Annotated in this window: 15 protein-coding genes and 1 pseudogene; all 16 read right to left on the reverse strand. The window is 47.9% G+C overall.

All coding sequences use genetic code 11. The features are described 5' to 3' along the window. Positions 1–184 (reverse strand): annotated as a pseudogene (locus A3GA_RS0110210) (hypothetical protein); the annotation flags it as partial. Between the two features lie 181 nt (positions 185–365). Then, positions 366–1,850: an NADH-quinone oxidoreductase subunit NuoN gene (gene nuoN / locus A3GA_RS0110215; RefSeq protein WP_018027309.1), complete on the reverse strand. Its 1,485-nt coding sequence runs from the start codon at positions 1,848–1,850 to the stop codon at positions 366–368. A 9-nt stretch (positions 1,851–1,859) separates the two neighbouring features. Further along, positions 1,860–3,338, reverse strand: a complete 1,479-nt coding sequence (locus A3GA_RS0110220) for an NADH-quinone oxidoreductase subunit M (RefSeq protein WP_018027310.1) — start codon at positions 3,336–3,338, stop codon at positions 1,860–1,862. A gap of 1 nt (position 3,339) precedes the next feature. Then, complete coding sequence (gene nuoL, locus A3GA_RS0110225; protein ID WP_018027311.1) at positions 3,340–5,343, reverse strand: NADH-quinone oxidoreductase subunit L; 2,004 nt, start codon at positions 5,341–5,343, stop codon at positions 3,340–3,342. A gap of 10 nt (positions 5,344–5,353) precedes the next feature. Beyond that, entirely contained in the window at positions 5,354–5,680 is a 327-nt protein-coding gene (gene nuoK / locus A3GA_RS0110230) for an NADH-quinone oxidoreductase subunit NuoK (protein WP_018027312.1), read from the reverse strand. Next, positions 5,677–6,321 (reverse strand): NADH-quinone oxidoreductase subunit J, encoded by a 645-nt coding sequence (locus tag A3GA_RS0110235; protein ID WP_018027313.1) that lies wholly within the window; start codon positions 6,319–6,321, stop codon positions 5,677–5,679. The genes nuoK and A3GA_RS0110235 overlap by 4 nt, the downstream gene beginning before the upstream one ends. Before the next feature lie 12 nt (positions 6,322–6,333). Then, positions 6,334–6,822: an NADH-quinone oxidoreductase subunit NuoI gene (nuoI, locus tag A3GA_RS0110240; RefSeq protein ID WP_018027314.1), complete on the reverse strand. Its 489-nt coding sequence runs from the start codon at positions 6,820–6,822 to the stop codon at positions 6,334–6,336. 10 nt (positions 6,823–6,832) lie between these two features. Further along, positions 6,833–7,933 (reverse strand): NADH-quinone oxidoreductase subunit NuoH, encoded by a 1,101-nt coding sequence (nuoH, locus tag A3GA_RS0110245; protein WP_018027315.1) that lies wholly within the window; start codon positions 7,931–7,933, stop codon positions 6,833–6,835. Continuing rightward, complete coding sequence (nuoG, locus tag A3GA_RS0110250; protein WP_018027316.1) at positions 7,933–10,233, reverse strand: NADH-quinone oxidoreductase subunit NuoG; 2,301 nt, start codon at positions 10,231–10,233, stop codon at positions 7,933–7,935. Before nuoG ends, nuoH begins: the two co-directional genes overlap by 1 nt. A 12-nt stretch (positions 10,234–10,245) precedes the next feature. Continuing rightward, entirely contained in the window at positions 10,246–11,613 is a 1,368-nt protein-coding gene (gene nuoF / locus A3GA_RS0110255; RefSeq protein WP_018027317.1) for an NADH-quinone oxidoreductase subunit NuoF, read from the reverse strand. Positions 11,614–11,618: 5 nt separating this feature from the next. Next, positions 11,619–12,104: an NADH-quinone oxidoreductase subunit NuoE gene (nuoE, locus tag A3GA_RS0110260; protein ID WP_018027318.1), complete on the reverse strand. Its 486-nt coding sequence runs from the start codon at positions 12,102–12,104 to the stop codon at positions 11,619–11,621. 43 nt (positions 12,105–12,147) lie between these two features. After that, on the reverse strand, positions 12,148–13,404 hold the full coding sequence (locus A3GA_RS0110265) for an NADH-quinone oxidoreductase subunit D (protein ID WP_018027319.1): 1,257 nt from the start codon (positions 13,402–13,404) through the stop codon (positions 12,148–12,150). Between the two features lie 2 nt (positions 13,405–13,406). Continuing rightward, positions 13,407–14,105, reverse strand: a complete 699-nt coding sequence (locus tag A3GA_RS0110270) for an NADH-quinone oxidoreductase subunit C (protein ID WP_018027320.1) — start codon at positions 14,103–14,105, stop codon at positions 13,407–13,409. Between the two features lie 9 nt (positions 14,106–14,114). Continuing rightward, the gene (locus A3GA_RS0110275; protein ID WP_018027321.1) at positions 14,115–14,600 is read right to left on the reverse strand and encodes a NuoB/complex I 20 kDa subunit family protein; all 486 of its coding nucleotides are present in this window, start codon (positions 14,598–14,600) and stop codon (positions 14,115–14,117) included. A gap of 21 nt (positions 14,601–14,621) precedes the next feature. Then, positions 14,622–14,981, reverse strand: a complete 360-nt coding sequence (gene ndhC / locus A3GA_RS0110280) for an NADH-quinone oxidoreductase subunit A (protein WP_018027322.1) — start codon at positions 14,979–14,981, stop codon at positions 14,622–14,624. A gap of 530 nt (positions 14,982–15,511) precedes the next feature. Beyond that, a partial coding sequence (locus A3GA_RS12340) for a hypothetical protein (RefSeq protein ID WP_026156954.1) occupies positions 15,512–15,727 on the reverse strand: 216 nt, incomplete at its 5' end.

Below are 15,727 nucleotides of genomic sequence, written 5' to 3' on the forward strand. Positions count from 1 at the left end.
CATAGGCTTCGTGAGGTGCCACCTGACCAAAGCGCTGAATTGCCTTAGTGCGCAAGGTATCCATCCCCGCTCGTAAATCTGTCGCCTCACTCACCAGGATGATTTTATCTAGTGCCAGTAGGCTAGACGCTTGCTCTTGAATTCCCACGCGTTGGGCGGTCTCGATACGCATTAAAGACGGCATTGATTTCTCCTAACATACACAAAACCTTAGTGTCGCGCAATTTAGGAGGAATGAATACATGTGTTCACCGGACGCTTACGCTCTAACTACCTTAAACGACAAACGGCCCCGAATCCTTATCAGACTCGGGGCCGTTTTTATACCTACACAGAAAGAGCGCCGTAGCGCCCTATCCTAGTAATTAAAACTTCAAGGAAGCATCAATTACCTGCACACACAGCGCCATTAAGCCGCCTGGTAGAATACCTAACACAATAATTAATAAATTATTAACCGATAAGATACCCTCACGGAAAGTCATTGGCGCACTTAAAGCAGGTGCATCAGCCGCCGGCTCATCAAAGTACATTACCTTTACCACTCGTAAGTAGTAGAAGGCACCGATTAGGGACAGCAACACCGCTAATACTGCTAACCAAATATGACCAGCATTAACCGTTGCCTGCAATACAGCTAATTTAGCGTAGAAGCCAACTAATGGTGGAATACCGGCAAGTGAGAACATCAGAATCAAGACGCCGAAGGCTAACCACGGACTACGACGGTTAAGCCCCTTGAAGTCAGCAATTTCCTCAGACTCAAAACCCGCACGGCTAAGAATCAGAATAATACCAAAGCTCGCCAAGGTCGTGAGTACATAGGTCACCATATAGAATAAGGCCGTACCATAGGCACCACTACTCACCTGACCATTGACATCCACACCGGAAAGCAAGCCTAAGAGCACAAAACCGATATGCGAAATGGTTGAGTAACCCAATAGACGCTTAAAGTTAGTTTGCATCAAGGCAGTGATATTACCAATGGCGAGTGATAGTACCGCCATAATGATCAACATCGGCTGCCAACTGATAGCGACATCATTTAGTGTCTCGATCAGTACCCGCAAGGTCATCGCCAAGGCCGCTAATTTAGGAGCCGAACCGATGGTTAGCGCCACCGCTGTCGGTGCCCCTTGATACACATCAGGCACCCACATATGGAACGGTACCGCACCTAATTTAAAGGCAATACCTGACACCACAAAAACCAAACCAAGTAGCAATACAGATAACTGCGCTTCACCACTCTGTAGTACTTGCATAATCGTCGCTAGGTGAATCGCACCGGTCGCACCGTAGATAAGCGAAATACCATACAGCATAATACCTGACGCAAGTGAACCTAGAATAAAGTACTTCATCGCCGCTTCCGCACTACTTAGCGAATCACGACGCAAGGCCACCAAGGCGTAGAGTGATAAGGACATCAACTCTAGACCCAAGTAAATGGTCAGCGTACTGGCCGCTGAGATCATCACGAATTGACCTAATAAACAGAATAAGGCCAAGGCGTAAAACTCACCGCCGGTCACCATGCTGCGGTCAATTAAGTACTGACGGCTGTAAATTAAGGTCACCAGCACCGCAATCGTGGTACCAACTTTTAAGAAATGGCTAAGTGCATCGGCAATATACATTTGGTAGAAGGTAGTGCCTTCAACACCAGAACTCCACTGGAATAGCACGACCACTAAGACCAACAGTAGCGATAGCAAACTGCTGTAGTAGGACAGCACGCTGTCCTTACTGCGAGCAAAGGCGTCGATCAACAACACACCCATTGCCAAGAGACATAGAAGAATCTCCGGCAAGGCCATGGCGAAATTAAATTGATTTTCTATCATTGTTCTAACCTACAGTTTGGATTGTGCAATCTGTTCCAGCAAATGCTGAACTGATACATGCATGACATCAGTAAATGGTTTCGGATGAATACCCATATACAACACAAAGATTGCAAACAGACCTAAGACCAAAAATTCACGCTTATCAAGATCAAGCATTTTGGCTACCTCAGGATTTGTCACCGGACCATAAGCCACGCGTTTAACCATCCAGAGCGAATATGAAGCACTTAAAATCAATGACGTTGCCGCCAATAAGCCGACCCAGAAGTTGAAGTCAATCGCCGCTAGAATCACGTAGAACTCACCCACGAAACCTGAAGTTGCGGGTAGACCGCTATTGGCCATTGAGAACAGTACAAAGAAGGTCACAAACTTAGGCATCACCTTGACCACACCACCGTAAGCCGCAATTTCTCGGCTGTGTAAACGGTCATAGAGCACACCGATACACATAAACATAGCGCCTGACACAAAACCGTGGGAGATCATTTGCACAATGGCACCCTCAATACCTGCTTCGCTAAAGAGGAAGGTACCTAAGACTACAAAGCCCATATGAGCCACTGAGGAATAAGCCACCAGCTTCTTCATATCATCTTGTACAATCGCCACCAAACCGATGTAGATCAGCGCAATCAGTGCTAACACGATCATTAACCAGCCCATTTCCTGACTAGCGTCCGGGGCAATCGGTAAAGAGAAACGTAGGAAACCGTAAGCACCTAGCTTCAACATAATGGCCGCTAACACAATCGAACCACCGGTCGGCGCTTCAACGTGTGCATCTGGTAACCAGGTATGCACTGGCCACATAGGTACTTTCACTGCAAAGGCGGCAAAGAGCGCAAAGAAGATGAATAACTGCTCATTCATCGTCAATGGCAAGGCATGCCAAGCGGCAATATCGAAGGTACCTGCCTGGAGGTACAGATAGATGAAAGCAACTAAGGTTAATAAGGAACCTAATAAAGTATAGAGGAAGAACTTAAAGGCTGCGTACACACGATTCGGACCACCCCATACACCGATAATGATATACATCGGAATCAAGGTAGCCTCAAAGAATACGTAGAACAATAAGCCGTCCAAGGCAGCAAAGACACCAACCATCAAGCCCGATAAAATCAGGAATGCTGCCATGTACTGTGCCACTCGGTCAGTAATGACCTTCCAACCAGCAATCACCACCATAATGGTAATAAAGGCGGTTAACAGTACAAACCAAATGGAAATACCGTCTACACCCAGGTGATAATGTGCTGTAAAGGCTGAAATCCAGCGCACATTTTCAACGAACTGCATTTCTGCCGTAGTAGAGTCAAAGCCAAAGATCAGTGGCAAGGTGACTAAGAAGCTGACAATTGCACCAATCAAAGCCATTTGCTTGGTGTACTCTGCTCGCTCGTCACGACCGAATACGAGTACAAAAATACCAGCAATGATCGGTACAAAAATCGATAAGGAAAGCCAAGGAAATGTTGTCATCTTATCGCACCACTACAAAGAAAGAGATTAAAACAATAATACCCACCAACATGGAGAAGGCGTAATGGTATACGTAACCGGACTGGAGCTTGCGGCTAAGCGAGGCAATTAAAGCAACCGCTTTAGTACTGCCATTGATGATAAAGCCATCAATCACACCCTTGTCACCACCTTTCCAGAAGCCTTGACCGAGCGCGCGAGCGCCACGAGCAAAGACATTTTCATAGACCCAGTCAACATAGTATTTATTTTCCAAAATACGGTTAATACCGGATAAGGAGTGGTAAATTTTGCCCGGCGTCGCTGGACTGACCACGTAAAGGAATAGTGCCACCACAAAACCGGCCACCACTAACCAGAACGGTAAGGTCATAAAGGCATGTAAGCCATACTCAAGCCAACCATGGAAAGTCGCAGCAATGTCTGCCATCGCAGGGTGAGCTGCCGCATCCACGTAGATCACGTTCTTGAAGAAATCACCGAACAGCATCGGCTCAATCACCCAGGCACCAATCAACACCGATGGAATCGCTAATACCACTAAAGGTACAGTCACCACCCATGGTGATTCTTTAGGCTTCTCATTTTTCTCAAAACGATGCTCCGCATCCGCCGGCAAGTCCTCATAACGCTCCTTACCGTGGAATACTAAGAAGTACAGTCGGAACGAATACAAGGAAGTAACGAACACGCCAATCAGCACGCAGTAGTAGGCAAAGTTCGCACCCCAGATATTGGCCGCACCGGCTGCTTCGATAATATGCTCTTTGGAGTAGTAGCCTGAGAAGAATGGCGTACCTACCAGGGCTAAGGTACCTAATAAGAAAGTAATCCAAGTAATTGGCATGTACTTACGAATACCGCCCATGTAGCGAATATCTTGATTATGGTGCATACCGATAATCACCGAACCAGCGCCTAAGAAGAGCAAGGCTTTAAAGAAAGCGTGCGTCATCAGGTGGAAGACGGCCACGCTGTAAGCCGAAGCACCCAGTGCCACCGTCATATAACCTAACTGCGACAAGGTAGAGTAAGCCACCACACGTTTGATATCGTTTTGAATCAAACCGAGTAGACCGAGGAACAAGGCACCGATAGCACCCACCACAATCACTAAGGATAGCGCAGTATTAGATAACTCAAAGATAGGTGAGAAGCGAGCCACCATAAAGATACCCGCTGTCACCATGGTGGCCGCGTGAATCAATGCAGAAATCGGTGTTGGACCCTCCATCGAGTCAGGTAACCATGCATGTAAAGGTACTTGCGCAGACTTACCCATGGCACCGATAAATAAGCAGATAGCAGCAACCGTGACCAAAGACCAATCCGTACCCGGGAAGCTGGTATATGACAAGATGCTAGCACTATCAAACACCTGATCATAATTTAAGCTACCGGTGTAGGCAAAGAGTAAACCAATACCTAAGATGAAACCAAAGTCACCCACACGGTTCACAATAAATGCCTTCATATTAGCGAAAATCGCCGTCGGTCTTTCGTACCAGAAACCGATTAAGAGATAAGACACTAAACCAACTGCCTCCCAACCGAAGAATAGCAACAGCATATTATTTGCCATGACTAGCATCAGCATGGAGAAGGTAAAGAGTGAAATATAGCTAAAGAAGCGCTGGTAGCCAGGATCGTCCACCATATAACCGATGGTATAAATATGCACCATGAGGGAGACCGAGGTAACCACCACCATCATCGTGGCCGTTAGCGAATCCACCAAAAAGCCGATTTCAATCGGAATATGTCCGATCAAGGTCCAAGTGTAGATGGTCCCGTTGAAATAGGCATCGTGCGCAATCACCTGCCATAAGACATAGAGTGATGCCAAAGCGGAAAACGCTACTAAGGCAATGGTAATACCATGCGCACCGGCACGCGTGACTTGACGCCCGAAAAAACCGGTACCAAATAGACCCGCTAGCACGGAACCCAGTAAGGGCGCCAATGCAATGGCGAGTAAGAGGATTGGAGATAATGTTGATGCCATGATTTACCCCCTACCCTTGTAGACGACCAATGTCGTCAACGTTAATTGAATTAATCTTACGGAATAGCATAACAAGAATGGCCAAACCGATTGCCGCTTCAGCCGCCGCAACAGTTAAGACAAAGAAAACAAAGATTTGCCCTGCCGTTTCCGGTAAACCATCAGGTCCCGGATGCCATTGAGAAAAGGCCACGAAGTTCATATTGACCGCTAATAATAGCAACTCAATCGACATCAAAATCCCAATCATGTTACGGCGATTTAAGAAAATCCCGAAAACCCCAATAGCAAACAGCACAGCGCCGAGTATTAAATAATGCGCTAAACTCAAGGTCATTTGCTTTCTCCCTCTTGGACTTCAACTGCAGCCACCGTGCGAGGCTCAGACTCGGAAGCCATACTCACGATACGTAAACGATCCTTAGGATCGGCTTTTAACTGATCACTCACATTGGTGTATTTGCGATTCTTACGTTCGCGTAAGGTAATACCTACCGCTGACACCATACCCACTAATAATACCAAGGCACCGACCTGAATCGCATAGCTATATTCAGCATACATAGCGATACCGATCTGTACCACGTTGTTGTAGGATTGAGGTAAAGAAACCGCAATTGGTGCGCCTGTACCCAAATAAACCGCCGCTAACACGGAGGCGATTTCCAACACCATCACACCGCCAACCACTAAACCAAGTGGCAGGTAGGTACGGAAACCTTGACGTAAACTCTCGGGTACCACATCAATCATCATCACCACAAAGAGGAACATCACCATCACCGCACCGACATAAATAATAATCAGCAATAAACCGAGGTATTCGGCACCGATTAAAATCCACAGCATCGACGCAGAGAAAAAGGTCAACATCAGGTGCAAGGCAGCAACCACTGGACTACGTGCTAACACCACACGGGCGGCAGCAACAATGGCAATAAAAGCCAGAATATAAAAAAGAACTGTCGAAAAAACCATGATCTCCACCTATTAGCGATACGGCGCATCTGCTTCGCGACGCTTGGCAATTTCGTCCTCATAACGATCGCCCACCGCAAGCAACATGTCTTTAGTGAAGTACAAATCACCGCGCTTCTCGCCGTGATACTCGTGAATATGCGTCTCAACAATGGAGTCAACCGGGCAACTTTCCTCGCAGAAACCGCAGAAAATGCACTTGGTTAAGTCAATGTCATAACGTGTGGTACGGCGCGTACCGTCTTCACGTTCATGCGACTCAATGGAAATCGCCATGGCTGGACAGACCGCCTCACATAATTTACAGGCAATACAACGTTCTTCCCCGTTTGGGTAACGACGCAAAGCATGCAAACCGCGGAAACGAGGCGACATCGGCGTTTTCTCGTAAGGATACTTAAGGGTGAACTTCGGCTTAAAGAAATAGCTACCAGTCAGCATCATCCCTTTGAGTAACTCGGTCAGCATAAAGCTGTTCATAAAGCGTTTCAACTTGCTCATAATCTCACCCTTAATTCCAAATACTTAATGGTGTTTGCATCCAAATTGCCACCACAAAAAACCAAATTAAGGTTAATGGAATAAATACCTTCCAACCTAAACGCATAATCTGGTCATAGCGGAAGCGTGGGAAGGAGGCACGGAACCACACAAATAGCGACACCACGCAGAAGGTCTTAATACCTAACCACAACCAACCAGGTACCCAGGTAAATGGAACCATATCCAATGGCGCCGACCAACCACCCAAGAAGAAGATTGAGCATAAGGCCGACAATAAGATCATATTGGCGTACTCGGCTAAGAAGAACATCGCAAAGCCCATACCCGAATATTCCACCATGTGCCCGGCCACAATTTCCGATTCACCCTCTACCACGTCAAATGGGTGACGGTTAGTTTCCGCCACAATTGAGATGATATAAACAATAAATAAAGGGAATAAAGGAATAAAGTTCCATGATAAGAAGGTCACCCCTTTATCAGCAAAAAAACCGCTCGTTTGCTGAAGTACGATACCGTTCATATTCATGGTGCCGGAAACAAGAATAATCGTCACCAACACAAAGGTCAGCGATAACTCATAAGAAATCATTTGTGCCGATGCACGCATCGCACCTAAAAAAGGATACTTAGAGTTAGAGGCCCAACCTGCGAAAATCACACCATACACACCCAATGCGGTAATCGCCACAATATATAAAATACCGGCGTTAACATTGGCTAAAACAGCTTCTGGACCAAACGGCACCACGGCCCAGGCCGCTAATGCTGGCACTAAGGTCATAATTGGTGCCAAGATGTACATCACCTTGTTGGCTTTGGCCGGGACGATCACTTCCTTGGTCAATAGCTTAAGCACGTCAGCAAAAGGCTGTAATAGACCACCAGGACCTACCCGGTTAGGACCGCGACGCACGTGCATATAACCAATCATGCGACGCTCCCACAGGGTTAAAAACGCCACACAGATAATAATCGGTAGTGCGATCACGAGGATCAGAATAATCGTCCACAGCACCATCCATAGGGTTTCACCAAGTAAATTGCTACCCCATGCATTGAGCGCTGCTACACCATCAGTAAACCATGCCCAAATATTCGTATTCATTAGACCTTCTCCACTGAAAGTTGGACAAATGCACCACCTAAGACAGCGGTTTGCTCAAAGCCCAGCGGCACACTGACCGTATTATCAGCCAATTGCGCTTGCAATTGCACGGGCAATACGACTTCGCCCCTATTGCTCTTAACGCGCACCTGATCACCCTCAACCACGGCTAAATTAGCCATCATGGCAGCGTTTAGACCGGCCACTGGAGCCGCCGTCTGCTTTTGTAAGGCAGGCGCACGACGTACTATCGCATCGCTTCGATAAATTGGTAGATTAGCCACTCGTTCAAAAGCATTCACCGCTACATTTGGATTATACGGTTCTGCCTTCACCTCGTTATTAAAGCTACCGGTATAGTTCTGAGCTAAAACCGCATCACGTACAGCCTCTGAGCTTTCCGCATCAAAGTCAGCCAGTTTTAGTAAATTACCTAAGACGCGTAATACCTTCCAGGCTGGGCGGCTATTGCCCAATGATGGCACCACGCCCTTGAAGCTCTGGGCACGTCCCTCAGCATTAATAAAGGTACCGGAAGTCTCAGTAAAGGGACCAACCGGCAACATAATTTTGGCCCATTGCTTTGCATCTGACTGGTAAGAAGTCAGGGCAATGGTAGCGGCCTTACTGAAAATCTCACGGGCTCGAATCGGATCCTCAAAATCCAAGCTCTCCGCATGCAACACCACATAGGCGCTTAGCGGATTCTTCATCATCTGCGCGGCATTCATACCGTTTTGCTGCGGCGTCGCTCCGGCAACCGAAGCGCCCACGTGGTTAGCACCGCGCGTTAAATAGCCTAATGGCGCTGCCAAAGCCTCTGCTAACACATGGCTATGGGCCAAGACATTACTGGCCGATGACTTACTTAAGACACCGTTACCCATAAACACAGCTGGCTTTTTACCCGCTAATAAAATAGCGGCAATCTGATTGATTGGATCCTGCTCGTCAAGCTCTGCGCCGCCTTTCAGCTGCGCTACCGCCTTAGCGATATTATCAATCGCAGCGCATAGCTGGCTTGGTGCCACCGTTAAACGGGCTGCCACTGGGAACAATGGATCCTCGCCATTACTATCAAGTAAGACGATACGCGCACCGGCCTTTGCCGCTTGGCGTAAACGCTGCGCAAATAATGGATGATCTTGACGTAAATTACTGTCAACCACCAACACACCGTCTAAGTGATTCAGCTCAGCAATCGGCATACCCAACCATGGGGTACCCTCTAAGGCCTTGTCAATGTTCTCGTCGCCTAAACGTAAGCGGCTATCGATGTTGTTAGAGCCTAGACCACGCACAATGCGGCTTAATAAGGTCATCTCCTCAAGTGTAGAGTACTCGGCAGCAAATGCACCGATGCTATCCACGCCCTGTTGCTCATTGACATTTTGTAAAAGCTCAGCGGCTGCTAACAATGCCTCTTCCCAGCTCGCTTCACGCCAAACACCGTCACTACCCTTAAGCATCGGTGTGGTTAAACGATCCTCGGCGTATAGACCCTCATAGGAGAAGCGATCCTTATCGCTAATCCAGCACTCGTTAACCGCTTCATTTTCAAATGGCACCACACGTAGCACACGGTCATTTTTCACCTGTACCACAAGATTTGCACCCACGCTATCGTGCGGACTGACCGAGCGACGACGCGCTAATTCCCAGGTACGCGCCTGATAGCGGAAGGGCTTAGAAGTTAAGGCACCGACTGGGCAGAGGTCGATCATATTACCCGATAACTCGGAGCTGACCGCCTTTCCTAAGAAGGAAGTAATCTCTGCGTGCTCACCGCGATTTAACATACCTAGTTCCATCACCCCGGCCACCTCTTGGCCAAAGCGAACACAACGCGTACAGTGAATACAGCGGCTCATCTCCTCAGCCGAGATTAGCGGACCCATTGATTTGTGGAACACTACCCGCTTTTCTTCATGGTAGTGACTGGCATCATAACCGTAGCCCACGGCTAAGTCCTGTAACTGACACTCACCGCCCTGGTCACAGATTGGACAATCGAGGGGGTGATTGATTAATAGAAACTCCATCACCGCCTGCTGTGCAGCTAATGCCTTTGGTGATTTCGTATGGACAACCATACCCTGTGTCACCGGTGTGGCACATGCCGGTAATGCCTTAGGCGCTTTCTCGACCTCGACTAAGCACATACGGCAGTTGGCGGCGATAGATAATTTTTTGTGATAACAAAAATGTGGCACATAAAGACCCAGTTCGGTCGCAGCGTGCATAACAAAGCTGCCCTCAGGAACGGATACTTTCTTGCCGTCAATGGTAAGTTCAACCATGGTACAAACCTATTAAATATACGGCGCTACCAAACATTGCTTATTATCAATGTGGTACGCGAACTCATCACGGAAATGTCTCAAGAAACCCTGCACCGGCATTGCTGCCGCATCACCAAGGGCACAAATGGTACGGCCCATGATATTACCGGCAATGCGCTCCAGCTCATCCAGATCCTCAGGACGACCCTCACCATGCTCAATACGGTGCACAATGCGCCATAGCCAGCCCGTACCCTCACGACAAGGGGTACATTGGCCGCAGCTCTCATGCTGGTAGAAATATGACAGACGCAATAATGAACGCACCATACAGCGACTATCGTCCATCACCGTTACGGCACCGGAACCCAACATCGAACCGGCCTTGGCGATGCTGTCGTAGTCCATGGTACAGTCCATCATGATATCAGCCGGCAACACCGGCGCACTCGAACCACCCGGGATCACGGCCTTGAGCTTGGCGCCGTTACGCATCCCGCCTGCAATCTCTAATAGCTTGCTAAATGGTGTTCCCATCGGAATCTCATACACACCTGGTCGCTCAATATCACCGGTGATAGAAAATAGCTTGGTACCGCCATTATTTGGTTTACCGAGCTCTAAGTACTGCTGACCGCCCATCGCTAAAGCATAAGGCACACTGGCAAAAGTCTCGGTATTGTTAATCGTGGTCGGCTTACCGTAAACACCATAATTTGCAGGGAATGGCGGCTTAAAGCGTGGCTGACCCTTTTTGCCCTCGAGTGACTCAAGCAAAGCGGTCTCCTCGCCACAAATATAGGCACCGTAACCGTGGTGTGCATGCAGTTGGAAGCTAAAATCACTGCCGAGGATATTATCACCTAAGAAACCGTGAGCTCGCGCCTGCTCTAGCGCCTCTTCAAAACGCTCATAGACCTCAAAAATTTCACCGTGAATATAGTTATAGCCAACACTCGCACCCATGGCAAAACCGGCAATAATCATACCCTCAATTACCGCATGGGGGTTAAAGCGCAGAATATCACGATCCTTAAACGTTCCCGGCTCACCCTCGTCCGAGTTACAGACGACGTACTTTTGACCGAGGTAGTTTTTAGGCATAAAGCTCCACTTCAGGCCCGTCGGGAAGCCTGCACCGCCACGGCCGCGTAAGGAAGAAAGCTTAAGCTCATTAATCACCGTGTCCTGATCTAACTGACCGGCACAGATTTTGCGCAATACCTCGTAACCGCCACGGGCCATATAGCCCTCAATACCCCAGTTATGACCGTCTAAACCCTTGAGAATCTGTGGGTTAATATGACGATTATGAAATATCATACTGCTGGATAAATCACCGCCCGGGTTAGGCTCAAGTCCGCCGCTATACTTTTGGATAATACGTTCTAAACCCATGACGCTTAACCCTCACTTTGAATATCGGCTAACAACTCATCAATACGCTCTTTGCTCATACGCACGCACATATGATGGTTATTAATTAATAAAACGGGGGCATCACCACAGGCGCCCTGACACTCACTCTCTTGGAGCGTGATTAAGCCGTCAGGCGTCGTTTCACCAATGGCAATACCTAATTTTTCGCTGATGTAATGCGCAGTTTTCTCACCATCTCTTAAGGCGCAAGGTAAATTAGTACAGACGGTCAGTTTGTACTTACCTACCGGCTTTAATTCATACATATCGTAGAAGGTGGCGACCTCTTGCACCGCAATTGTCGGCATGCCTAAATACTCGGCAACGTCAACGATGACTTCATCGGAGACCCAGCCTTTTTCCTCTTGGGCAATGCGCAAAGCGGCCATAACTGCTGATTGACGTTGATCGGCAGGATACTTTGCCAACTCCTTGTCAATCTTTTTATAAGCCTGTTCAGAAAGCAACATGTTAATTTCCTGTAATTCGTTGATGCTATGAAGCACTGGCTTCCTAGCGGTCAATCTCACCAAATACAATATCCTGGGTACCGATAATGGTTACCGCATCCGCCAACATATGACCACGCGACATCTCGTCTAAGCCTTGTAAGTGCACAAAGCCCGGGGCACGGATTTTGAGACGATATGGCTTATTGGCGCCATCGGAAATCATATAAATACCGAACTCACCCTTAGGATGCTCAACCGCTGCGTATGCTTCACCCTCAGGTACAGGGAAACCCTCTGAGAATAACTTGAAGTGGTGAATCAACTCCTCCATACCGGTCTTCATCTCAAGACGCTTAGGTGGGGTGATTTTATTGTCCTCGTACATGACAGGGCCTGGATTATCACGCAACCACTGTACACATTGCTTGATGATTTTGGTACTTTCGCGTAACTCGGCAATACGGCATAAGTAACGGTCATAACAGTCACCGTTAACCCCGACCGGGATATTAAAATCTAACTCATCATAGACGGCATAGGGCTGCTTACGACGAATATCCCACTCCACGCCAGAACCGCGCAGCATCACCCCAGTAAAGCCCTTATTGAGGGCGCGCTCAGGGGTCACAATACCGACATCGACCAAGCGCTGCTTCCAAATACGGTTATCGGTCAACAACGTCTCGTACTCATCAATCGCCGATGGATAGTAATCGACAAAGGCCTCAATAAAGTCAAGCATGGAGCCTTCACGCCACTCGTTAAGACGCTTCATATCGCGCACGCTACGGTACTTCGAGTCAATCTCGTGCTTAGGCATGCTGTCAGGCAAATCACGATACACACCGCCGGGACGATAGTAGGCGGCGTGCAAACGCGCACCGGACACTGCCTCATAGCAGTCCATCAGGTATTCGCGATCACGGAAAGCGTATAAGAACACCGCCATTGCACCCACGTCTAGGGCATGCGAACCGATAGACATCAAGTGGTTAAGAATCCGGGTAATCTCATCGAACATGGTACGGATGTACTCGGCACGCTTAGGTAATTCGATACCTAATAGCTTTTCTACCGCCATACAATAGGCGTGCTCGTTAACCATCATGGAGACGTAGTCTAAACGATCCATATAAGGGAGCGCCTGCACATAGGTACGCTGCTCAGCTAATTTCTCGGTACCGCGGTGTAATAAACCAATATGCGGGTCCGCTCGTAAAATCACCTCACCATTAAGCTCAAGAATCAAGCGTAAAACGCCGTGAGCGGCCGGGTGCTGCGGACCGAAGTTTAAGGTATAACTTTTAATATCTGCCATAATTACTCTCGCCCTGCTCCATAACCCTCTTCACGAATGACTCGCGGTGTAATCTCGCGATTTTCAATCGACACAGGCTGATAGACCACACGCTTTTGCTCAGGGTCGTAAATCATCTCAACATGACCAATCACTGGGAAGTCCTTGCGGAAAGGGTGACCGATAAAGCCATAGTCAGTCAAAATGCGGCGTAGGTCGGGGTGACCCTCAAACACAATACCAAATAAGTCAAAGGCCTCACGCTCAAACCAGTTAAGACTGTTCCAGATATTGACTAAGCTAGGTACGGATGGGAAGTCGTCATCCTGCGGGAAGGTGCGCACACGTAAGCGCCAATTATGCTTGACTGATAATAAATGCAAGACCACCGCAAAACGCCCTGGGAACTGGCTAGGCTGCTCGGAGGGCATCGCATCCACAGGCTCTAAGGCCACATCTAAATCAGCAGTAGCCTCTGTTGGCAACAATGGTTGATTATCCTCAGGCGCAACCGATACCCCACCATAGGTTAAATAGTCCACACCACAGAGGTCAATCGCTTGCTGGAACGCTAGCTCCTCGTGCTCATGCAGCATCGAACAGGTCTGCACCCAATGCTCGGGCGCCACGGTCAAGGTCAGCTCACCAGCATAGGCTACAATCTGAGCTTGCTCGCCTAATAGCTTGACTAAGGTTTGATGTAATTTCTCTAAACGCGTCATCTCAGCCTCCTACGCCTCACGAGCGATCGTCTTTTGATGACGAATTTTATTTTGGAGCTGTAATAAGCCGTAAATCAAGGCCTCTGCGGTTGGCGGACAACCTGGCACGTAAATATCAACCGGCACTACGCGATCACAGCCACGCACCACAGAGTATGAATAGTGGTAGTAACCACCGCCATTAGCACAGGAACCCATGGACACCACCCAACGTGGCTCAGCCATCTGGTCGTATACCTTGCGTAGCGCAGGTGCCATTTTATTACACAAAGTACCAGCAACAATCATCACATCGGACTGACGCGGACTGGGACGGAAAATAATCCCGAATTGGTCCATATCATAACGTGCCGCACCAGCGTGCATCATCTCTACCGCACAACAGGCCAAACCAAAGGTCATCGGCCACATCGAACCCGTCTGGTACCAGTTCATCACCGCATCCACGGAGGTAACCAGAAAGCCCTTTTCTTTTAGTTGAGTTTGTTCAGACATTTATCTACCCTTTTCTGAAAATTAATCCCAATCTAGCGCACCCTTTTTCCACTCGTAGATAAAGCCAACCGTAAGAATGACTAAAAACACGACCACTGTGGAGAAACCGACTAAGCCAACTTGCTGATTGGCAACCGCCCATGGGAATAAAAAGGCAATCTCTAAGTCGAATAAAATAAATAGAATGGCGACTAAGTAGTAACGAACATCGAAACGCATGCGCGAATCCTCAAATGCCTCGAAACCACACTCGTACTGGGACAGCTTCTCATCATACGGGTTTCTCGGGCCCAACACGACCCCCAGCAATAACAATACAACCCCAAGGCCGCCTGCCACTAGGACAAACAAAAGCACCGGAAAATACTCTGCTACATTCATGAAACACCTTTAAAGAAAGCTTATGAACTTTTTAAACTGTCTATCGCTACAATTAATTAATAAAATTGTAATTAAATAAACCTTTCTATTGTAGCATTTTTTCACACATTGAGCGTTGCGCATATACTATAAAAGTAGGAGGAAATTCAATCTAGACTGTAGCGACAACAGATGCATGCCACTAGGTGCATTAACAGACTATTACAAGTAGCTGAAAAACAAAAATCAATCAATTGAAACTACCCAAACTGGCAAAAAAGAGGCTTTTAAGAGCTACACCAAGCTGCTGCAGAAACGCTATGATTGAGCCATCCCTCACCACTAACTCGCCAGCCACCATCACGTACTCGGTCTGACCCCGCCCTTGTCCAGTAGCACTTTGCCATTCGAATTATCTGCACCTTCATTCCCCTTAGGCAGGGCGATTCAGCTTGACCAGCCTAGCTAGGCAGACATCGAGTAGGGTGAGGTTTGCACCTCATCCCTCTCACAGAACCGTACGTACGGACCTCGTATACGGCTCATGCACATTACCATTTAGCATATGCGCTAAACACGTAGCCAGTCTCAACTTTCCCCATATCATACAACGTTAAACTATCTAACCACTTATTCGGCATAGCATAGTGAGCTAATGGACTGGCTGAGTTTCTCCAGCGCCACATCGCTATCGACTCAAACGGTGGTTTATAGCCTAATTGTTTAAGTCGTCTATGTAGCCGTTTAGGCTTTTTCCATAGCTTAAG

Origin of the sequence: Oligella urethralis DSM 7531, assembly GCF_000372065.1 — a bacterium.
Classification (GTDB): domain Bacteria; phylum Pseudomonadota; class Gammaproteobacteria; order Burkholderiales; family Burkholderiaceae_B; genus Oligella; species Oligella urethralis.

What these genes read in the sequence shown, in the direction of transcription:
- nuoN (WP_018027309.1), bottom strand. Translation starts at nt 1,850, where the DNA reads ATGATAGAAAATCAATTTAATTTCGCCATGGCCTTGCCGGAGATTCTT.
- A3GA_RS0110220 (WP_018027310.1), bottom strand. Translation starts at nt 3,338, where the DNA reads ATGACAACATTTCCTTGGCTTTCCTTATCGATTTTTGTACCGATCATT.
- nuoL (WP_018027311.1), bottom strand. Translation starts at nt 5,343, where the DNA reads ATGGCATCAACATTATCTCCAATCCTCTTACTCGCCATTGCATTGGCG.
- nuoK (WP_018027312.1), bottom strand. Translation starts at nt 5,680, where the DNA reads ATGACCTTGAGTTTAGCGCATTATTTAATACTCGGCGCTGTGCTGTTT.
- A3GA_RS0110235 (WP_018027313.1), bottom strand. Translation starts at nt 6,321, where the DNA reads ATGGTTTTTTCGACAGTTCTTTTTTATATTCTGGCTTTTATTGCCATT.
- nuoI (WP_018027314.1), bottom strand. Translation starts at nt 6,822, where the DNA reads ATGAGCAAGTTGAAACGCTTTATGAACAGCTTTATGCTGACCGAGTTA.
- nuoH (WP_018027315.1), bottom strand. Translation starts at nt 7,933, where the DNA reads ATGAATACGAATATTTGGGCATGGTTTACTGATGGTGTAGCAGCGCTC.
- nuoG (WP_018027316.1), bottom strand. Translation starts at nt 10,233, where the DNA reads ATGGTTGAACTTACCATTGACGGCAAGAAAGTATCCGTTCCTGAGGGC.
- nuoF (WP_018027317.1), bottom strand. Translation starts at nt 11,613, where the DNA reads ATGGGTTTAGAACGTATTATCCAAAAGTATAGCGGCGGACTTGAGCCT.
- nuoE (WP_018027318.1), bottom strand. Translation starts at nt 12,104, where the DNA reads ATGTTGCTTTCTGAACAGGCTTATAAAAAGATTGACAAGGAGTTGGCA.
- A3GA_RS0110265 (WP_018027319.1), bottom strand. Translation starts at nt 13,404, where the DNA reads ATGGCAGATATTAAAAGTTATACCTTAAACTTCGGTCCGCAGCACCCG.
- A3GA_RS0110270 (WP_018027320.1), bottom strand. Translation starts at nt 14,105, where the DNA reads ATGACGCGTTTAGAGAAATTACATCAAACCTTAGTCAAGCTATTAGGC.
- A3GA_RS0110275 (WP_018027321.1), bottom strand. Translation starts at nt 14,600, where the DNA reads ATGTCTGAACAAACTCAACTAAAAGAAAAGGGCTTTCTGGTTACCTCC.
- ndhC (WP_018027322.1), bottom strand. Translation starts at nt 14,981, where the DNA reads ATGAATGTAGCAGAGTATTTTCCGGTGCTTTTGTTTGTCCTAGTGGCA.